The organism is Streptomyces sp. NPDC007905, assembly GCF_042959345.1.
Taxonomy (GTDB): domain Bacteria; phylum Actinomycetota; class Actinomycetes; order Streptomycetales; family Streptomycetaceae; genus Streptomyces.
Genome location: NZ_JBIBKS010000001.1, coordinates 15,327 through 32,383 on the forward strand (window position 1 = coordinate 15,327; position 17,057 = coordinate 32,383).

Consider the following 17,057-nt stretch of genomic DNA (forward strand, 5'->3'; position numbering starts at 1 on the left):
CCTGTGGACGGGAACCGTGAAGGTCGCATATTGGATCGTTGCCGGTGTGCTCGCTCTCTTCTATCTCTACGGGGGTGGGGTGAAGCTGGTCCGGAGTCGTGAGCAGCTCCGACCGATGATGGCCTGGGTGGACAGCTCCCCGATGCCGGCCGTCAGGGCCATCGGTGTGATCGAGGTGCTCGGCGCCATCGGGCTGATTCTCCCGCCGCTGACGGGCATCGCGCCCTGGCTGGCCCTGGCCGCGGCCATCGGGTTCGTGGTCCTGCAGGTCGGCGCGAGCAGGGTTCACCTGAGCTGCGGAGACCGCCGGATCGCCCTCAACATCACCCTCGTTCTCGCTGCGGCCCTCACCATCTGGCCGGCGACGACATGGCTGTGACGTCCGGGGAGTTCAGCGACGCCGTTGGGAACTCGCGGGCTCCGCTGTGGCCGTCGGAGCGCAGTGGCGTCGTGGGACCTGCCGATGGCGCCGGCGATCGTGTCCGGGCATACGTCGGTTCGCTGCCTCGCGAAGTACGCGCGGGTGTCCGATGAATATCTCCTGAACTCCCAGGTCGACACCGATCCCGCCACGCGTCGCCGGCGCCGGCGGTCGGACGATCGTCTGTGGCCGGAAAGGGACATGATGCGTATTGAGACATCAATTCCGTTGCGGGAAGCGGCATTTCATGACCTGCTCCAGGGGCCGGTACGGTCGCTTTCATGGAGTGGAATTTTCAGACGGCCGAAAAGCTCGCGGCTTCCTTGCGTGCCGGTGAAGTGACCTCGACGGAATTGACCGACGACGCGATCGCCCGTATCGAGCGGGACGACAAGGCCATCAACGCGGTCTGTGTGCCGGACTTCGACCGTGCACGGGCCGCCGCGCGCGCTGCCGACCAGGCGCGCGCCCGCGGTGAGGACCGGCCGCTGCTCGGCATTCCGGTGACGGTCAAAGAGTCCTACAACATCGCCGGGCTGCCCACGACCTGGGGCATGCCGCTGCACCGGAACTACATGCCGGCCGAGGACGCGGTGCAGGTGTCGCGGCTCAAGGCCGCAGGCGCGGTGGTGCTCGGTAAGACCAATGTGCCCTTGGGGCTGCAGGATGTGCAGAGCTTCAACGAGATCTACGGCACCACCCACAACCCGTGGGATCACGGTCGCACTCCGGGGGGATCCTCCGGCGGATCAGCGGCGGCCCTGGCGTCCGGATTCGGCGCGCTGTCCATCGGCTCCGACATCGCCGGTTCGTTGCGTACCCCCGCACATTTCTGCGGTGTCTACGTGCACAAGCCGACACTCGGGCTGGCGGCGACCCGCGGTATGGTCCCGCCGCACGCGCCGGCATTGCCGGCCGACCTTGACCTCGCCGTCGTCGGTCCGATGGCGCGCACTGCCCGCGACCTCACGCTGCTGCTCGACGTAATGGCCGGCCCGGATCCGCTGACGCTCGGTGTGGCGCACGACTTGACGCTGCCGCCCGCGCGCCACGAGCGGCTCTGCGACTTCCGGGTCCTGGTCCTCGACCAGCATCCGTTCATTCCGACCGGTTCCGCTGTGCGGGCGGGCGTGAACCGGGTGGCCGCCGCGCTTGCCGACGGCGGCGCCCGCGTCGAACGGCACAGTCCGCTGCTGCCCGATCCGGCCGAAGCCGCGATGCTCTACACGCGGTTGCTGTTTGCGAACTCCGCTGCACGTTTTCCCGTCGAAGCGTACGAGCAGCTGCGGACCCTCGCTGCGGGACTGAGCGCAGACGACCGGAGTCTCGATGCGGCGCGGCTGCGCGGCATGGTGGTCAGCCACCGGGACTGGATCGAGGCGAACAGCCGTCGCGACCTCCACCGGCACGGCTGGCGGCAGCTCTTCGCCGAGTTCGACGCCGTGGTGTGTCCCATCACGCCCACTCCCGCGTTCCCGCACGACCACAACCCCGATCTGAGGGCACGCCGGATCGACATCGACGGCGTCGAGTACCCGTACCTCGACCAGCTCGTCTGGGCCGGTGTGGCCACCATGCCCGGCCTACCCGCCACCGCCATACCAGCGGGCCGGTCCCCCGAGGGTCTGCCGGTGGGAGTGCAGCTCATCGGTCCGATGTTCGAGGACCGCACCCCGCTGCGGCTGGCCGAACTGCTCGAGCAGGAGATCGGCGGCTTCCAGGCACCGAAGTAGGGCGTACTGCCGGGTGTCCGTCGAGGACGAGGTGCGGATCACGACGAGCAGACCGCGGCGCTCGTGGTAGCGCGGGATCTGGACATTCATGTGCCACGGCACTGCGGACGAAGGCCGCCTCCGCGCAGCCGGGTACACACAGATCGGCCACGAACCGGTCATGACCGGACACCGGAGGACCGTCCTCGACCCGCACCGCGTCCCCCAAGGCGCCCGCCGGGCCCGTCATGGCCTCCAAGGTCACCGTCGCGCAGCCGGGAGCGCCGGGTACCTCCGTCGCCGCCGGGCATGCCGGGCTCGGCTGCTCCACCGACACCGATGGTTGCGGGCCGCGCGGCAACCGTGGCACACGGCATCGGCCGCGGGTCGCATCGCGCACCCGGGACGGGGTAGTCCCACCATGAACCAATTTGCCGCAGAAAGGATGGCCGGCCGTGATGATGTCCCACTCGCTCAACCAAGGTGTGCTCGTCATCACGGTGCACGACGATCCCGGCATCGGGGGGCGGGCCGCCCTGCTCGCCCACATCAGTGGTCTGGTCCGTGGGCACAAGCCGGCCTCCCTCGTCATCGTCCTCGACGAGCCCGCGGCAGGTGACGCGGCGGTGAGTGTGGTGCTGCGCACCCACCGTCTGTGCGGTCGGTTCGGCCTGGTGATGTCCGTGGCCACCCACAGCGCTCCGGTACGACGCCTGCTCGAGGCCGGCGCCGACACCGGTGGCATCCGCCTGGTCATCCACGCCCGAGCCGACACCGCGATCGCCACGGCCACCGCGCTCACGGCGGCGGCGTGACGTCTCGGGCCGTCGCTGTCACCGGCGCCGTACCTCCGCATGGCTCTGGGCCCCGGCCGCGACTGCTCCGTCTCCTACCTCACCCGCGCACCTCGAAGCCACCGCGGCCGTCGAACCACACCTCGCGTACCTGGTCGAATCCATCCGCGGGTGACGGCTTGCGCAGCCGCTTCAGCGTGGCCAGGACACCGACGTCCGGGACGCGCTCCCGGCCGTCGCGGGTGGCGTTGCGTCGCAGCGAGCCGGCCACGTCCGGAGGAAACCAGTAGGCAGTCACCGTTGCCCCGCGGGTGTGGGCCGTCTCCACCAGCGGGCCCCACTCCGCGGGCGACGGATTGGTGTTGTCCACCACCACCGGCCTCCCGGCCGCCAGGTGCTCCACCACCAGCCGCATCTGCCGCTGCTGCTTGTTCCTGGCACCGCGCGGAAACAGGTCCTTGCTGACCAGCGCGTACCGGTCGGACAGACACTGCGCGTAGAACGTGGACTTGCCCGAAGCCTGCAGCCCGACCAGCACGGCCACCTCTCCTCCCGTCGCCATGACCGCCACGATGACACGGGGCCCCCGCGGGAGGAAACTTCGTGGGGACCAGCTGCGCCGCGCGTCCGAGCCTGACGCATTTGCGCCTGCGCGGACCGGGAACTCGGTGCACAGGGCGCAAGCCTCTGTCGGCACCCCGCACACGTCCGCCCGGCCGGAGCTCCAAGACCCGGCGGACCCGCAGTACTGCGGACCGGAGCAGGCCCTGTGGTGGGCTGGTCTGTCGGCCGGACACTTACGCCCGATTTGAGCGAATTAAGCCGTTAATCCCTGCTGGTCGTGGACGACGGCGGGCCGATCACCGTCGGACCGTCGAGGCCATCGGGTGGAAGCACCGCACCCAGCTCGTGTGGCCCGCGCCACGCCACATGGGTGCCGGCGCTAGCAGGAGGGGTTCGAAGGCGCGAAATGGGCGAGCTGGTCCTTGACCCAGGGGTCGTACACCGCCAGCCGCCTGGCAGCGGCGGGTTCGAAGGCGGCCAGCTGATCCGCGATCCAGGGGTCAACGCGGTGGTGGGTGGTTCGCAGGGATTCATTGCAATGGCCGGTGCCGGCAGTAGTCACCCCGGTGCCGGCAGTAGCCACCAAGGCGTCGGGGTGCTGGGTCTTGTGGGCAGTGGCCGCCGCCGCGGAACCGCCAGTGGCCGTGACGACTCCCGCGAGAGCCGCAGCGGATACGCCCACGGCCGCCATGCGTCGCATGAGCTTCATCATGATCTCCCTCCTGTGCCGACCCTTCTGGTCCGACCGCATCGATTGTCCGGTCGGGCGTCTACCCCGCTCCCCTGACCTCACTCGCAGCCCGCGGTCGACCCGGCCACGCGGTTCCGCAGCTCACCGCGGTTCCGCATCGGGCGGTGGCCGGCCTCACTACGGAAAGAGCACTTGAGGATCGAGGCGGTCCCACGCCGGCACACCGTCCGGCAGGCAGGTTTCCACGTCCTGGAGACGGCGCGGAGCCTGCGGGCGGTCCGAAGCCGTACGGGGGGGCGCAGCCGGTCTCTCCCGTTCCTTGTCATGCGCGGGACTCTCCCTGTCCGTGGACCGGAGCGGCCACCCGTCTCCTGGTGTTCAGCGTCACCGAGGGCCGACCCATGTGAGCGCCGGGCAACGCAACCGAGTGCTTCCCGGCCCGCGGCTCCACGACCGGTGCTCCTGGGTGCAGCCGGATCCGCGGGGCGGCAGGAACCTGGGGCCCCGGCGAGGGCTTCTCAGCGGTGGCGCCGCGCGCGGCACAGGACGCGAACACTCCTGGCGCGTCGGGGTCCGGCCCTCGCAAGGGCGTACCTGTAGCTATGTCAGGTGCCGGTCAGCAGTTGTCGGACGACGTACCCGGCGGAGTCCACACCGGAGCTGCCGCCTTCCACCAGGGCCGCGACCGCTGTGCGGGAGTTGTACGCCGTCAGCCAGCCGTTGGTGTGGTCGCCTTCCTCCGCTGTGCCCGTTTTCGCGCCGACGCCCGGCAGCCCGCCGAGGCGCGGCGCTGCGGTGCCGCTGGTGGCCACGCTGCGCATCATCGACTGGAGGTAGCCCGCGGTGCGAGCGGAGATGGGGCGGGGCGCGGTCTGCTGATGCCGGCCCGGCAGGATGATGGGCTGCTTGAAGCCGACGCCTCGTACGGTGGCCGCCACGGATGCCATGAACAGCGGCGTGGCCGTGACCTTGCCCTGGCCGATGAACTGGGCTGCCTGGTCGCCGCCTTGGACGTCCGCGGGGATGCTCGGATCGGTCGTGGCCACCCCGCCGCCGATCGACCAGCTCCCCATGCCGAAGACGTTGACGGCCTCGTCGTGCAGGGCGGAAGCGTCTGCGTCGTGTACGAGGTAGTGGAAGCCGTCCTTGATGAACGAGGTGTTGCAGGAAACGGTGAACGCCTGGGCGAGGGTGGAGGCGGTGTTGCTCTTCACGCCCGGGTCGTTGTGGAACAGCTGACTGTTGGCCGTCAGTGAGTCTGTGCAGGGGGCCGTGCTGTTCGGGGTGAGGCCTGCCTGGTCGAACAGGGCCGCCAAAGTGATGATCTTCATGGTGGAGCCCGGTGACTTGATGCCGTTGATGGCGATGTCCCCGTCCGTTCCCGTGTGCGCGAGCGCGAGGATGTGACCGTTGCTCCAGTCGAGCGCCACCGTACCGGCCGGCTTCTCCTGAAGATGAGGGTCCTCGACGGCGCGCTCGGCGACAGCCTGAAGGTGGGCGTCAATGGTCGTCTCGATGACGGGAGTTCGCCCCTTGGAGAAGACCTTCAGCGTCTTGATCCCGGCACCGCCACCGTCGACCACCGCCACGCCCGTGCTCACGCCGCCGCCCGTGGGCCTGGCGTTCTGGCGGATGGTCGCCGCGACGTCCTGCAGTGAGGAGAACGTGGACAGGTCCGTCCTGCCATCACTCGCCACCACCTTCGCCGAGCCGGCGCCCACGGGGAGCTTGCCCGCGGTGAGCGACTGGCCCTCGCTGAGACCCGGATAGAGGACCGAGTTGTTCCAGTGCACCGCCGGCACGCCATTCGTGCTGCGCACCACGGCCACCGCGCTCGAGTACCTCCACGTGCCGCCCGCCACCTCGGCCCTCACGTCGAAAGTGACCTTGGTAGCGCCCGGCGTCACCGGTGACGGACCGGCCGGGAGAACATGGTCGAACGTCCAGTCCTTCAGGTGCAGGCCGGCCTTGTAGCCCTGCAACGCTGGGGCCGCCGTGTCAGGCGTGTCGGTGTCACTGGCCGCACCCTCGAAGTGCTGCTCGGACCAGTTGCCCAGGAACGCCCGGGTCAGCTTGACCGCCTCGGCGTTCGACGGTGGTGTGCTCGACAGTGTCGACGGATCGAAGCTGCCGGACGCGCCGGGCCGGCCGTCCTGCGATGCCCCGGCCGTCAACCCATGGACGACGTTGTACGTGCCGATTCCCCCGACGACAAGCAGTGCCGTACATGCCCCGGCTAAGCCGAGCTTCACAGGTCTGTTCATGGCGGGAATTCTGTCGGTTCAGAACAGGGGCGGCCTGAGTACGCGTACTCAGGCCACACCGATCAATCGCCCTGGCAGAACCGACGGCGTCGCTGATCAGGGAAAGTCCAGCGGCGAGTCCGGGCAGGGGCTGCCCTGCGGTGCGAATCGTGCGGTGGCGGGCGTCTTCGGCCGGGTGGCGCGGCCGCGCCACCCGGTCGGCAGGGTGGTTTCGGACACCTGACGGATGTTGCAGCGGGCGGCTTTCGCTGACCCTGAAGCACATGAGTCACGACGTGACGGCGGCAGGCTCCGCTGCTGGGGCCGGTCCCGAGCCATTGGTCGGCCGCCCGCTGGGCTGGGCGATCGAGGTGGCTCGGGGCCGCTCCGGGGCCTTGTGGGGCCTGCCGGCCAGGTTGCCGGCCCACCTGATCAGGTAACCGTCGCGGCGTCTCACGCGCCGGAGTCCCGCTGGGCCAAGGAGGAGGTCGATCTTATGCCGATCCGCCTGACGTTTGTGTGTGCGCCCGGCGGTGACGCCACCCTGGATCCACTCCTCGGTGACGCTCCTCTGAGTGAGCACAGCCTGCGAATGGCAGGCACGGCCCGGACAACGCTCCTTCTTTCCCATGAGCTGGCCGTACGGGCGCCGTCGAACCGCTGCCTGCAGACAGCTGACGCCCTCGGGCTCGTGGCGGTGTCCGAGCCGGCGCTGCGCGACCTCGACCTCGGCAGATGGCGGGGTCGTACCCTCGACGACGTCGCCGCGTCGGACCCCGACGGGTTCACGGCCTGGCTTACCGACCCGGATGCCGCACCCCACGGAGGCGAGTCCGTCCGCCTGCTCTGCCGCCGAACAGCCACCTGGCTGAGCAGCCTGACGCCGGACACGAGCCACACGGTGGCCATCACCGAGACAGCCGTGGTCCGGGCCGCGCTCATTTACGCCCTGGCCCTCCCGGCAAGAACCTTCTGGCATCTCGCTCTGCCATCCCTGTCCGCGGTCTCCCTCACCTGGCGAGATGGCTGCTGGGACGTCCAGCCACGCCTCACCAGGCCCGACCGGCCAGGATGCCGCAGCACGGACTGGCTCACCACCACACCGGCCTGAGCACCCCACCCGAACGCGAGCCGCCCGCCGCCACGGACAAGCAAGGAAACCGGTCGGCAGCCATCCGGCAGCCGGACATCCCACCATGCCGGCCGGGGCCCCGGCGCTGCCGCCGACCACCTGGCCGGCGGCAGCGCCCATGACGGTGACGGCCGGGACCCCTCCCACCAGCCGGGACCGAGGCCGATGCCGCCGCACCAGCACGTCGCCGGCCGCTGCGGGATCCGGCATCCAAACGTCACACACCGCCGTGCCGAAGCCGTGGCCGGCCGTACCGCGGTACCCGAACGGGCCCCCGCGGGAGACGGGAGACGAAGCCCCTGCTGACCCCTGGGCACCGCACTCGGGCGGGGCCCCGGCCATGTCGTAGGTGTCTGTTCGCGCCACCGTACGCGCTACCGCCTACGGCCCCTGGTCTTGTCCGCCTCAGGCGTCAGGGCGAGTGGGTCCTGCGGGTTCCGGCGTAGCCGGGCCACAGGGCTGCCGTACAGGGCGCACGCACGGGGTCCGCGGCAGGTCGGGAAGCGGCGAGCTGGGCGCGCAGAGGTGAACCGTGCCCGGGCCACGCCTCTGCGCGCTCTTCGCCTGGTTCGTCTCCGACGGGACGATTCCGAAGCCACCACGGCGGACGGCCGTGGCCTGCGCGTGCACGGAACCGGGCCGTCGGCCGTCGGCAGCGCCCGTCGTCCCCGCCGAGAACGACAAGAACTGTGAGCACGGCGACAACAAGGAGCGGAACATGGCTGTGGTGATGTCCATGACCTGGACCGGAGTGACCCCGGAGCAGTACGACACGGTGCGCGAAGCGGTGGGCTGGGAAGAGACCGCCCCGGCCGGCGCTCAGGTGCACGTGGCCTGGTTCGACGCGCAGGGGCTCCACGTGGTCGACGTCTGGGAGACGGAACAGTCCTTCCACAGCTCCTTCGCCGAGCGACTGGCGCCCGCGGTCGAGAAGGCGGGCATCAGCGGCACACCCGACAGCGGGTTCTCTCCGCTGCACCGGCGCTTCATCGCCCCCGGGACCAGCGGCGCCGCGTGACCCGGTGAGGCGGTCAGAGGCAACTTCGGGGCGGCGCCGCCGAGTTGTCTCTGGCCGTCGACGGCTCTGCCGCTCCCGCCCGGGGCGAGGATCTGCTGCGCGCACTCGGGACAGAGGGCCCGTGAGGTCCTGGACGTCCTCGAGTCCGGCGCGCGCCGGGGCGGTCAGACCGTGGTGCTGCAGGGCGTTGCGGTCGCGGGCCCGCCTGTCCCTCTGACACCGGCAGTCCGGTCATACAGTATGCGGAATCCCCCCGTCGGCAAGTCCGGCGTAAGTAGGGTGATGCGCATGAAGGCACTTTTGTTGTCTGGTGGCTCAGGTACCCGTTTGCGCCCCATAACGCATACATCGGCGAAGCAACTTGTACCGGTCGCGAACAAGCCGGTGCTCTTCTACGGCCTGGAGGCGATCGCCGAGGCAGACATCACCCAGGTCGGGATCATCGTCGGGGACACGGCCGAGGAGATCCGGGAGGCGGTCGGCGACGGTTCCGCGTTCGGCCTCGACGTCACCTACATCCCGCAGGAGGACCCGCTGGGGCTCGCCCATGCGGTGCTGATCGCCCGCGAGTTCCTGGGCGACGACGACTTCGTGATGTACCTCGGCGACAACTTCATCGTCGGTGGCATCGCGGATCTGGTGGACGCCTTCCGCGCCGAACGGCCCGAGGCACAGATCCTGTTGACCAAGGTGCCGGACCCCACCGCGTTCGGGGTGGCCGAGCTGGACGCGGCGGGCCAGGTCACCGGCCTGGAGGAGAAACCCAGGCATCCCAAGAGCGAACTGGCGCTGGTGGGCGTCTATCTGTTCACTCCGGCGATCCACGAGGCCGTGCGCTCCATCGAGCCGTCCTGGCGCGGCGAGTTGGAGATCACGCACGCCATCCAGTGGCTCATCGACGCCGGACGTGACGTGCGGTCCACGACGATCTCCGGGTATTGGAAGGACACCGGGAACGTCACCGACATGCTCGAGGTCAACCGCTCGGTGCTGGAGACCCTGGAGCGCCGGATCGACGGCACGGTCGACGACGGCAGCGAGATCATCGGCCGGGTGCGCATCGAGCCCGGGGCGAAGGTGACCGGCAGCCGGATCGTGGGCCCGGCGGTCGTCGGCGCGAACACCGTGATCACCGACTCGTACATCGGCCCCTTCACGTCGATCTCCGGGAACTGCCGGATCGAGGACAGCGAGATCGAGTACTCGATCGTGCTGCGCGATTCCTCGGTGAGCGGCGTCCGGCGCGTGGAGGCCTCACTCATCGGCCGCAACGTCGAGGTCACTCCGGCGCCCCGCAAGCCGGCCGCCCACCGTTTCGTCCTCGGCGACCACAGCAAGGTGCAGATCTCCTCATGACGACCAGAATTCTGGTGACCGGCGGTGCCGGTTTCATCGGCTCGCATTACGTCCGCACCCTCCTCGGTGCGGCCGGTCCGGATGACGTGGCGGTCACGGTGCTGGACAAGCTCACGTACGCGGGCAACCCGGCCAACCTCGACGAGGTGCGCGACCACCCCGGATTCGCCTTCGTCAAGGGCGACGTCTGTGACGCGGATCTGGTCGACGAGCTCCTCGCCTGCCACGACCAAGTCGTCCACTTCGCGGCCGAGTCGCATGTGGACCGCTCCATTCTGGGCGCTTCCGAGTTCATCCGGACCAACATCCTGGGGACCCAGACGCTGCTGGACGCGACGCTGCGCCACGGAGGCCCGAAGACCTTCGTGCACATCTCCACCGACGAGGTGTACGGCTCCATCGACTCCGGCTCCTGGCCGGAGACGGACCCGCTGCGCCCCAACTCCCCCTACGCAGCCTCCAAGGCGTCCAGCGACCTGATCGCCCTCGCCCACCACCGCACCCACGGCCTCGACGTCCGGGTGACCCGCTGCTCCAACAACTACGGGCACCACCACTTCCCCGAGAAGGTCATCCCGCTGTTCATCACGAACCTGCTGGACGGCAAGAAGGTCCCGCTGTACGGCGACGGCGGCAACGTCCGCGACTGGCTGCACATCGACGACCATGTCCGGGCCATCGAGCTGGTGCGTACCAAGGGGCGCGCAGGCGAGGTCTACAACGTCGGCGGCGGCACCGAGCTGTCCAACAAGGAGCTGACCGCTCTCCTGCTGGAGGCCTGCGGCGCGGACTGGGACACCGGCGTCGAGTACGTCGCCGACCGCAAGGGCCACGACCGCCGCTACTCGGTCGACTGCGCCAAGCTGCGAACGGAGCTGGGCTATGAGCCCCGCAAGGACTTCGCCACCGGCCTTGCGGAGACGGTCACGTGGTACCGCGACAACCGCGCCTGGTGGGAGCCCCTGAAGGAGCGCGCGGCGCTCTGACGCCGCGTGGGCGGAAAGCCCCGCCCACGGCCCCCTTGTGACGACGAACAGGTAACCATGACCACCACTTGGCTGATCACCGGCGCCACCGGGATGCTCGGGCAGGACGTTCAGGCGCGGCTCGGCCGGCACGGCGAGGAGGTCGTCGGCCTGGCCCGTGGCAGTCTCGACATCACCGATGCCGCCGCCGTGCACGACGCGGTCGATGCGCACCGGCCCCGGATCGTGGTCAACTGCGCCGCATGGACGGCCGTTGACGACGCCGAGACAGGCGAGGCGGACGCCCTGCGGGTCAACGGCGACGGGCCCCGGCACCTCGCCGAGGCGTGCGCGAGGACGGGCGCCAGGCTGATCCAGCTCTCGACGGACTACGTCTTCGCCGGTGACGGCACCAGCCCGTACCCCGAGGACGCCCCGACGGCACCGCGCGGCGCGTACGGACGTACCAAGCTGGCGGGGGAACAGGCGGTGTCGGCGGCTCTCCCGGAGGCGGGGTACGTCGTGCGTACGGCCTGGCTGTACGGGGTGGGGGGCCGGAATTTCGTCGACACGATGATCAGACTGGAGTCGGTCAAGGACACCGTCGACGTGGTCGACGACCAGCGCGGTCAGCCCACCTGGACGGTGGACCTCGCGGACCGGCTGGTGCGGCTCGGGCAGGCCGCCCTCGCCGGTGCCGCGCCTGCCGGGGTCTACCACGGCACCAGCGGCGGGGAGACGACCTGGTTCGGTCTGGCCCGGGAGATCTTCCGGTTGCTCGGCGCGGACCCCGGACGCGTCCGGCCGACCACCAGTACCGCCTTCGAGCGGCCCGCTCCGCGCCCCGCGTACAGCGTTCTGGGGCATGACCGTTGGCGCCAGGCGGGGATCGAACCGATTCGTCCCTGGCGCGAGGCGCTGGAAGCGGCGTTTCCGGCTCTGCTCGACGACAAGAGAGGTTCATCCCGGTGAGCTCGAGCATCCAGCCGACCGCCCAGGTCGACGAGACGGCCACGGTCGGTGACGGGACGACGGTCTGGGATCTCGCCCAGATACGGGAGGACGCCCGGCTGGGCAACGGGTGCATCGTGGGCCGGGGAGCGTATGTCGGCCCGGGGGTGCGGATCGGCGACCACGTGAAGCTGCAGAACTATGCGTTGGTCTACGAACCCGCGGTGCTCGGTGACGGGGTGTTCGTCGGCCCGGCGGCGGTGCTCACCAACGACTGCTTCCCCCGTTCGGTGGACCCGCAGGGCCGGCTGAAGCGCGGCGGCGACTGGGAGGCCGTGGCAGTGGTGGTGGACGAGGGAGCGTCGCTCGGGGCTCGTTCGGTGTGTGTGGCGCCGGTGCGCGTCGGCCGTTGGGCGCTGGTCGCGGCGGGTGCCGTCGTGACCCGGGACGTGCCGGACTTCGCCCTGGTGGCGGGCGTGCCGGCGCGCCGGATCGGCTGGGTCGGCCGGGCCGGCGTTCGCCTGGTCGAGCGGGCAGGTGGGACAGGCGGATGGGAGTGCCCGGAGACGGGAGCGCTGTACGACGAGGAGGACGGTGAACTCGTCGAGCGCGTATGACTCCCTGATTTCTCGCAAAACACCGATCCTCGAACATCCGCATGCATAACATGTGTGCGAACTGTGCGGACCCAGTGCAGTGAGCACACAAACCGGTTGTGCCCAGGGGGGGTTGCCGGGTGGGGACACCTGTGCCTGAAGCGGGAAGTGACCACCGCTCCGTCTGACGTCTGCCTTCCGCCGCCCGACCGTCCACGACGCGGCGATCACAAGCCTGTCCAAAAAAGAGGACCCACAGGGGGGTTGGTGTGTCCACACGATGACCATCACACGTCTGGCGACACTGGAACGTGCGGAACCGCCGCTGCTCGCGCTCGCCCAACGACTTCTCGCGGTGGCCGAGTTGGGGCTCGCGTCCATGCTGCTCCCCGGCGGTGAGGCCTTCGTCTTCACCATGGCCGGGCGGAAGGCCCCCGACGGTTCCTGGACCTTGGAGCGGCGCGGGACCAGCACCCGGTACGCGGCCATCACCGTGCTCGGGGCCCGGTTCCTGCCCGAGGACCGCCAGCGCGCGGTGCTCGCGGGGCGTACGGCGGAGGAGTTCGCGGGTCTGCTGGTCGAGTTACTACCCGCGGTGACCAACCTCGGTGACGCGGCGCTCATCGCCTGGGCCGCCGCCGAGACCGGTCACCCCAAACTGTCCGACGCCCTCGCGCGGGTCGAGGCGCTGGACGAGGAGGACCGGCCGCAGTACACCGTCGAGGCGGCGTGGGTGCTGTCCGCCCTCGCGGCGGCTCGACGCACGGTCGATGTGGAGAGACGGTTCACCGCAGCCCGCGACCGTCTGCTGCGGGCCCGGATCGGGGACAGCCCGCTGTTCCCGCACGCCACCGCGCCCGGCCTGGTGCCGTGGTACCGGGCGCACGTGAGCTGCTTCGCCGACCAGACGTACCCGCTCCAAGCCCTGGCCCGCGCCCACGCCAGCGGCGACGCGGGCGGCGATCCGCAGGCGCTGGCCGCGTCCGAGGCGTGCGCGGCGCGCATCTGCGAACTGCAGGGCGACGGTGGGCAGTGGTGGTGGCACTACGACGCGCGCACCGGCGGTGTCGTGGAGGGGTACCCGGTCTACAGCGTCCACCAGCACGCGATGGCGCCGACGGCCCTGTTCGATCTCGCCGACGCCGGCGGCACCGATTTCGGCGGGTCGATCCGCAAGGGCCTGCGCTGGATGACGGACGTGCCCGAACTGGCCGAGAGCCCTGAGAACCAGGAGCCGTTGATCCTCGACGAGCTCGGTGTCACCTGGCGCAAGGTCTACCGGGGCGATCCGAAGAAGGCCGTACGCGCCGCCCGAGGACTCGGCACCCGAGTAGCTCCGAACCTCCGGCTGAAGTCCCTGGACCGGGTGTACCGCCCCGTCTCCGTGGACCGCGAATGCCGGCCGTACGAATTCGGCTGGATGCTCTACGCCTGGCAGGGGGACCTCATATGAGTGGGCGTCAGAATCTGTTCGGGGTCGAGCTGGATCCGCTGACCATGGACGAGACCGTCCAGCGCTGCCTCGAAGCGGTCCGGGACGGCCGGCAGTTGGAGATCGGGGTGGTCAACGCCGCGAAGCTGGTGAACATGCGGCGGGATCACCGGCTCGCCCAGGCCGTGGCGGGCTGCGATCTCGTCCTCGCCGACGGACAGGCCGTGGTCTGGGCCGGCCGGATCCTGCGCGCCCCGCTGCCGGAACGGGTCGCCGGTATCGACCTGTTCCTGCGGCTGCTGGCCGAGGCGGAATCGGCGGGCATGACGGTGTACTTCCTCGGCGCCACACACGAGGTGCTCGAGGAGATGCTGCGCCGGGTGGCCGACCGCTTCCCCGGGCTGAAGGTGGCCGGCAGCCGCAACGGCTACTTCGACGACTCCGAGCAGGAGGCCATAGCGGACGCGATCGCCGGCAGCGGCGCCCAGATGCTGTTCCTTGGCATGACCTCGCCGAAGAAGGAGATCTTCACCGCCGCCCACGGCGCACGCACCGGCGCCCGCCTCGTACACGGAGTCGGCGGCTCCTTCGACATCCTGGCCGGGGTCACCAAGCGGGCACCCGAGTCCTGGCAGCGGTGGGGAGTCGAGTGGCTCTACCGCGCCCTGCAGGAGCCGCGCCGCCTGGGCCGGCGCTACCTCACCACCAATGCCGCCTTCCTTCTCATGACGGCCCGCGAGCTCATCCGGCTCACCCCGTCCCCCGTTCCCGCGAACAGGAGTCACTGATGCGCGTCGTCGTGGTCGGACAGGGATACGTCGGCCTGCCACTGGCCATCCGCGCCGCCGAGGTCGGGCACGAGGTGATCGGCTACGACGTCGACTCCCGGCGGATCAAGAGCCTTGCCGCCGGTGAGTCCTTCGTCGAGGACGTCTCCTCCGAGCGGATCCGCGCGGCACTGGACAGCGGTGCCTACCGCCCGAGCGAATCGGCCCGCGACTGCGGCGGCTTCGACGTCGCCGTCGTGACCGTCCCCACCCCGCTGCACGAGGGCACTCCCGATCTCCGTTACATCAAGGAGTCGGCGGTCACCCTCGCCCGCTACCTGCGCCCCGGAGCCACGGTCGTCCTGGAGTCGACGACCTATCCCGGCACCACCCAGGAGCTGTTCGCCCCCATCCTGGAGGACGGCTCGGGCCTGACCGCCGGCACCGACTTCCACCTCGGCTACAGCCCGGAGCGGATCGACCCCGGAAACGCCGTCTGGGGCTTCCAGGAGACCCCGAAAGTCGTCTCCGGCGTCAACGCACCCTCGCTCAAGGCCGTTCAGGACTTCTACGCGCGGCTCGTCGACACCACCGTGCCGGTGAGCTCGCCCAAGGAGGCCGAACTCGCCAAGCTGCTGGAGAACACCTTCCGGCATGTGAACATCGCGCTGGTCAACGAGATCGCGATGTTCGCCCACCACCTGGACATCGACGTCTGGCAGGCCATCGACGCCGCCTCCACCAAGCCCTTCGGCTTCATGAAGTTCACCCCCGGACCGGGCGTCGGCGGCCACTGCCTGCCGATCGACCCCTCGTACCTGTCCTGGCGGGTGCAGCGCGAACTCGGCCAGAGCTTCCGCTTCGTGGAACTCGCCAACGACATCAACAACCACATGCCCGAGTACGTGACGCGCCGCATCGGCGACCTGTTCAACGAAAGACGTCGTTCCGTGAACGGCTCGCGCATCCTGCTGCTCGGTCTGGCGTACAAGAAGAACACTGGCGACGCCCGTGAGTCGCCCGCCCTGCGCATCTCCCAACTGCTGCTCGACATGGGGGCCCAGGTCAGGGCGGCGGACCCGCACGTCGTCGAAAGCCTGCCGGTGGACACCCGGCTGGTGCGGGTCGAACCGGGGCCCCGGGAGCTGGCGGCCGCCGATGTGGTGGTCCTGCTCACCGATCACGACAGCTTCGACTACGAACTCATCGCCGAGCACGCCCCCTTCGTCCTCGACTGCCGTCGGCGCCTGTCGCCGGGACCCACGATCGAGGTGCTCTGAGCCATGCCGCGCATCCTCTGCGTCGCCGGGGCCCGCCCCAACTACATGAAGATCAAACCGGTGATGGACGCCCTGGAACGCCGGGGCGCCGAGGTGGTCCTCGTCCACACCGGCCAGCACTACGACCCGGCCATGAACGACGTGTTCTTCGCCGACCTCGGCATCCGTCCGCCCGACCGCTTCCTCGGGGTCGGCTCCGGCACCCACGCCGAGCAGACCGGACGCGTGATGACGGCGTTCGAGCCACTCCTCGACGAGGTGTCCCCGGACATCGTCGTCGTGGTCGGCGACATCAACTCCACGCTGGCCTGCGCCCTGGTCACCGCCAAGGCCGGACCGCTGCTGGCGCACGTCGAGGCCGGCCTGCGCAGCCGCGACTGGGGTATGCCGGAGGAGGTCAACCGCGTCGCCACCGACCGCGTCAGCGACTACCTGCTGGCCCCCTCCCCCGACGCCGTCGAGAACCTGCGCGCGGAAGGGTACCGGGCGGACCAGATCCACCTCGTGGGCAACGTCATGATCGACACGCTGCTGACCAACCTGGAACGGGCCAGGGCCTCGGACATCCTCGGCCGATACGGCCTGGCCGGAGGCGAGTACGGACTGGTCACCCTGCATCGCCCAGCCAACGTGGACAACCCCGAGGTCCTCGCCGGGCTCCTGAAGGCCCTGGGCGAGGTCGCCGGGCGCTGCCCGCTCCTGCTGCCCGTGCATCCGCGCGCGTCCGCACGGCTGGCCGACGTCGGCGTCCCCGGAGGCATCCGGCTCGTACCGCCCGCCGGTTACCTGGACTTCATCGCCCTGCAGGACTCCGCCCGCCTCGTGCTGACCGACTCGGGCGGCATTCAGGAGGAGACCACCGCGCTGGGCGTGCCGTGCGTGACCCTGCGGGACAACACCGAACGGCCCATCACCGTCGAGCAGGGCACCAATGTGCTGGCCGGCCGGGATCCGGCGCGGATCGTGTCCACCGTGCACCGGGTGCTGGACGCCCCGCCCGCGCCGCGCCGGCCCGAACTGTGGGACGGCCGTGCGAGCGACCGCATCGCCGACGTGCTGCTGGAGGGAGGCACCGCGAGCACTCGGCTGAGACCGACGGACCAAACGTTCCCCTTATGATCCGCTTGCAACATAT

17 protein-coding genes are annotated in these 17,057 nt (G+C 70.0%); 13 read left to right on the forward strand and 4 right to left on the reverse strand.

All coding sequences use genetic code 11. The annotated features are described in order from the left end of the window. Nucleotides 1-16: 16 nt before the first annotated feature. The 3 genes from ACFZDC_RS00115 (at nucleotide 17) to ACFZDC_RS00125 (ending at nucleotide 2,948) form a co-directional block, all read left to right on the forward strand. Nucleotides 17-379 carry a DoxX family protein gene (locus ACFZDC_RS00115; RefSeq protein WP_391319095.1) on the forward strand — a complete coding sequence of 121 codons (363 nt, stop codon included), beginning with the start codon at nucleotides 17-19 and terminating at the stop codon, nucleotides 377-379. Nucleotides 380-702: 323 nt separating this feature from the next. After that, nucleotides 703-2,154 carry an amidase gene (locus ACFZDC_RS00120; RefSeq protein ID WP_391319096.1) on the forward strand — a complete coding sequence of 484 codons (1,452 nt, stop codon included), beginning with the start codon at nucleotides 703-705 and terminating at the stop codon, nucleotides 2,152-2,154. 437 nt (nucleotides 2,155-2,591) lie between these two features. Beyond that, a complete protein-coding gene (locus ACFZDC_RS00125) occupies nucleotides 2,592-2,948 on the forward strand; it encodes a hypothetical protein (RefSeq protein WP_391319691.1) in 357 nt (118 codons plus the stop codon). A gap of 79 nt (nucleotides 2,949-3,027) precedes the next feature. Here ACFZDC_RS00125 and ACFZDC_RS00130 read toward each other — a convergent pair whose 3' ends face one another. The 4 genes from ACFZDC_RS00130 to ACFZDC_RS00145 form a co-directional block, all read right to left on the reverse strand. Continuing rightward, nucleotides 3,028-3,489, reverse strand: a complete 462-nt coding sequence (locus tag ACFZDC_RS00130) for an AAA family ATPase (protein WP_391319097.1) — start codon at nucleotides 3,487-3,489, stop codon at nucleotides 3,028-3,030. Between the two features lie 381 nt (nucleotides 3,490-3,870). Next, nucleotides 3,871-4,203, reverse strand: a complete 333-nt coding sequence (locus ACFZDC_RS00135; protein WP_391319098.1) for a hypothetical protein — start codon at nucleotides 4,201-4,203, stop codon at nucleotides 3,871-3,873. 584 nt (nucleotides 4,204-4,787) lie between these two features. Continuing rightward, complete coding sequence (locus ACFZDC_RS00140) at nucleotides 4,788-6,446, reverse strand: penicillin-binding transpeptidase domain-containing protein (protein WP_391319099.1); 1,659 nt, start codon at nucleotides 6,444-6,446, stop codon at nucleotides 4,788-4,790. A 96-nt stretch (nucleotides 6,447-6,542) separates the two neighbouring features. Continuing rightward, on the reverse strand, nucleotides 6,543-6,665 hold the full coding sequence (locus ACFZDC_RS00145) for a hypothetical protein (RefSeq protein ID WP_391319100.1): 123 nt from the start codon (nucleotides 6,663-6,665) through the stop codon (nucleotides 6,543-6,545). Nucleotides 6,666-6,921: 256 nt separating this feature from the next. On the opposite strand from ACFZDC_RS00145, the gene ACFZDC_RS00150 reads away from it, so the two are divergent. The 10 genes from ACFZDC_RS00150 to wecB all read left to right on the forward strand — a co-directional run bounded on the left by ACFZDC_RS00150 (nucleotide 6,922) and on the right by wecB (nucleotide 17,041). After that, nucleotides 6,922-7,536 (forward strand): histidine phosphatase family protein, encoded by a 615-nt coding sequence (locus ACFZDC_RS00150; protein ID WP_391319101.1) that lies wholly within the window; start codon nucleotides 6,922-6,924, stop codon nucleotides 7,534-7,536. Between the two features lie 553 nt (nucleotides 7,537-8,089). Continuing rightward, complete coding sequence (locus ACFZDC_RS00155; protein WP_391319102.1) at nucleotides 8,090-8,575, forward strand: hypothetical protein; 486 nt, start codon at nucleotides 8,090-8,092, stop codon at nucleotides 8,573-8,575. Between the two features lie 288 nt (nucleotides 8,576-8,863). Then, nucleotides 8,864-9,931: a glucose-1-phosphate thymidylyltransferase gene (locus ACFZDC_RS00160; RefSeq protein WP_391319103.1), complete on the forward strand. Its 1,068-nt coding sequence runs from the start codon at nucleotides 8,864-8,866 to the stop codon at nucleotides 9,929-9,931. Next, nucleotides 9,928-10,917, forward strand: coding sequence for a dTDP-glucose 4,6-dehydratase (gene rfbB / locus ACFZDC_RS00165; RefSeq protein ID WP_391319104.1), 990 nt, complete (start codon nucleotides 9,928-9,930; stop codon nucleotides 10,915-10,917). The genes ACFZDC_RS00160 and rfbB overlap by 4 nt, the downstream gene beginning before the upstream one ends. A gap of 57 nt (nucleotides 10,918-10,974) precedes the next feature. After that, complete coding sequence (gene rfbD, locus ACFZDC_RS00170) at nucleotides 10,975-11,868, forward strand: dTDP-4-dehydrorhamnose reductase (protein WP_391319105.1); 894 nt, start codon at nucleotides 10,975-10,977, stop codon at nucleotides 11,866-11,868. Continuing rightward, complete coding sequence (locus tag ACFZDC_RS00175; protein WP_391319106.1) at nucleotides 11,865-12,464, forward strand: DapH/DapD/GlmU-related protein; 600 nt, start codon at nucleotides 11,865-11,867, stop codon at nucleotides 12,462-12,464. Before rfbD ends, ACFZDC_RS00175 begins: the two co-directional genes overlap by 4 nt. 259 nt (nucleotides 12,465-12,723) lie before the next feature. Then, nucleotides 12,724-13,896 carry a hypothetical protein gene (locus ACFZDC_RS00180; protein ID WP_391319107.1) on the forward strand — a complete coding sequence of 391 codons (1,173 nt, stop codon included), beginning with the start codon at nucleotides 12,724-12,726 and terminating at the stop codon, nucleotides 13,894-13,896. Further along, on the forward strand, nucleotides 13,893-14,663 hold the full coding sequence (locus ACFZDC_RS00185) for a WecB/TagA/CpsF family glycosyltransferase (RefSeq protein WP_391319108.1): 771 nt from the start codon (nucleotides 13,893-13,895) through the stop codon (nucleotides 14,661-14,663). Before ACFZDC_RS00180 ends, ACFZDC_RS00185 begins: the two co-directional genes overlap by 4 nt. Continuing rightward, nucleotides 14,663-15,922, forward strand: coding sequence for a nucleotide sugar dehydrogenase (locus ACFZDC_RS00190; RefSeq protein WP_391319109.1), 1,260 nt, complete (start codon nucleotides 14,663-14,665; stop codon nucleotides 15,920-15,922). The genes ACFZDC_RS00185 and ACFZDC_RS00190 overlap by 1 nt, the downstream gene beginning before the upstream one ends. A 3-nt stretch (nucleotides 15,923-15,925) precedes the next feature. After that, nucleotides 15,926-17,041 (forward strand): non-hydrolyzing UDP-N-acetylglucosamine 2-epimerase, encoded by a 1,116-nt coding sequence (gene wecB / locus ACFZDC_RS00195; RefSeq protein WP_391319110.1) that lies wholly within the window; start codon nucleotides 15,926-15,928, stop codon nucleotides 17,039-17,041. Nucleotides 17,042-17,057 lie beyond the last annotated feature (16 nt).

Excerpts from the sequence above, each read along its gene's own strand:
- ACFZDC_RS00120 (WP_391319096.1), top strand. The coding sequence starts at position 703 with ATGGAGTGGAATTTTCAGACGGCCGAAAAGCTCGCGGCTTCCTTGCGT.
- ACFZDC_RS00125 (WP_391319691.1), top strand. The coding sequence starts at position 2,592 with ATGATGTCCCACTCGCTCAACCAAGGTGTGCTCGTCATCACGGTGCAC.
- ACFZDC_RS00130 (WP_391319097.1), bottom strand. The coding sequence starts at position 3,489 with ATGGCGACGGGAGGAGAGGTGGCCGTGCTGGTCGGGCTGCAGGCTTCG.
- ACFZDC_RS00135 (WP_391319098.1), bottom strand. The coding sequence starts at position 4,203 with ATGATGAAGCTCATGCGACGCATGGCGGCCGTGGGCGTATCCGCTGCG.
- ACFZDC_RS00140 (WP_391319099.1), bottom strand. The coding sequence starts at position 6,446 with ATGAACAGACCTGTGAAGCTCGGCTTAGCCGGGGCATGTACGGCACTG.
- ACFZDC_RS00150 (WP_391319101.1), top strand. The coding sequence starts at position 6,922 with ATGCCGATCCGCCTGACGTTTGTGTGTGCGCCCGGCGGTGACGCCACC.
- ACFZDC_RS00160 (WP_391319103.1), top strand. The coding sequence starts at position 8,864 with ATGAAGGCACTTTTGTTGTCTGGTGGCTCAGGTACCCGTTTGCGCCCC.
- rfbB (WP_391319104.1), top strand. The coding sequence starts at position 9,928 with ATGACGACCAGAATTCTGGTGACCGGCGGTGCCGGTTTCATCGGCTCG.
- rfbD (WP_391319105.1), top strand. The coding sequence starts at position 10,975 with ATGACCACCACTTGGCTGATCACCGGCGCCACCGGGATGCTCGGGCAG.
- ACFZDC_RS00180 (WP_391319107.1), top strand. The coding sequence starts at position 12,724 with ATGACCATCACACGTCTGGCGACACTGGAACGTGCGGAACCGCCGCTG.
- ACFZDC_RS00185 (WP_391319108.1), top strand. The coding sequence starts at position 13,893 with ATGAGTGGGCGTCAGAATCTGTTCGGGGTCGAGCTGGATCCGCTGACC.
- ACFZDC_RS00190 (WP_391319109.1), top strand. The coding sequence starts at position 14,663 with ATGCGCGTCGTCGTGGTCGGACAGGGATACGTCGGCCTGCCACTGGCC.
- wecB (WP_391319110.1), top strand. The coding sequence starts at position 15,926 with ATGCCGCGCATCCTCTGCGTCGCCGGGGCCCGCCCCAACTACATGAAG.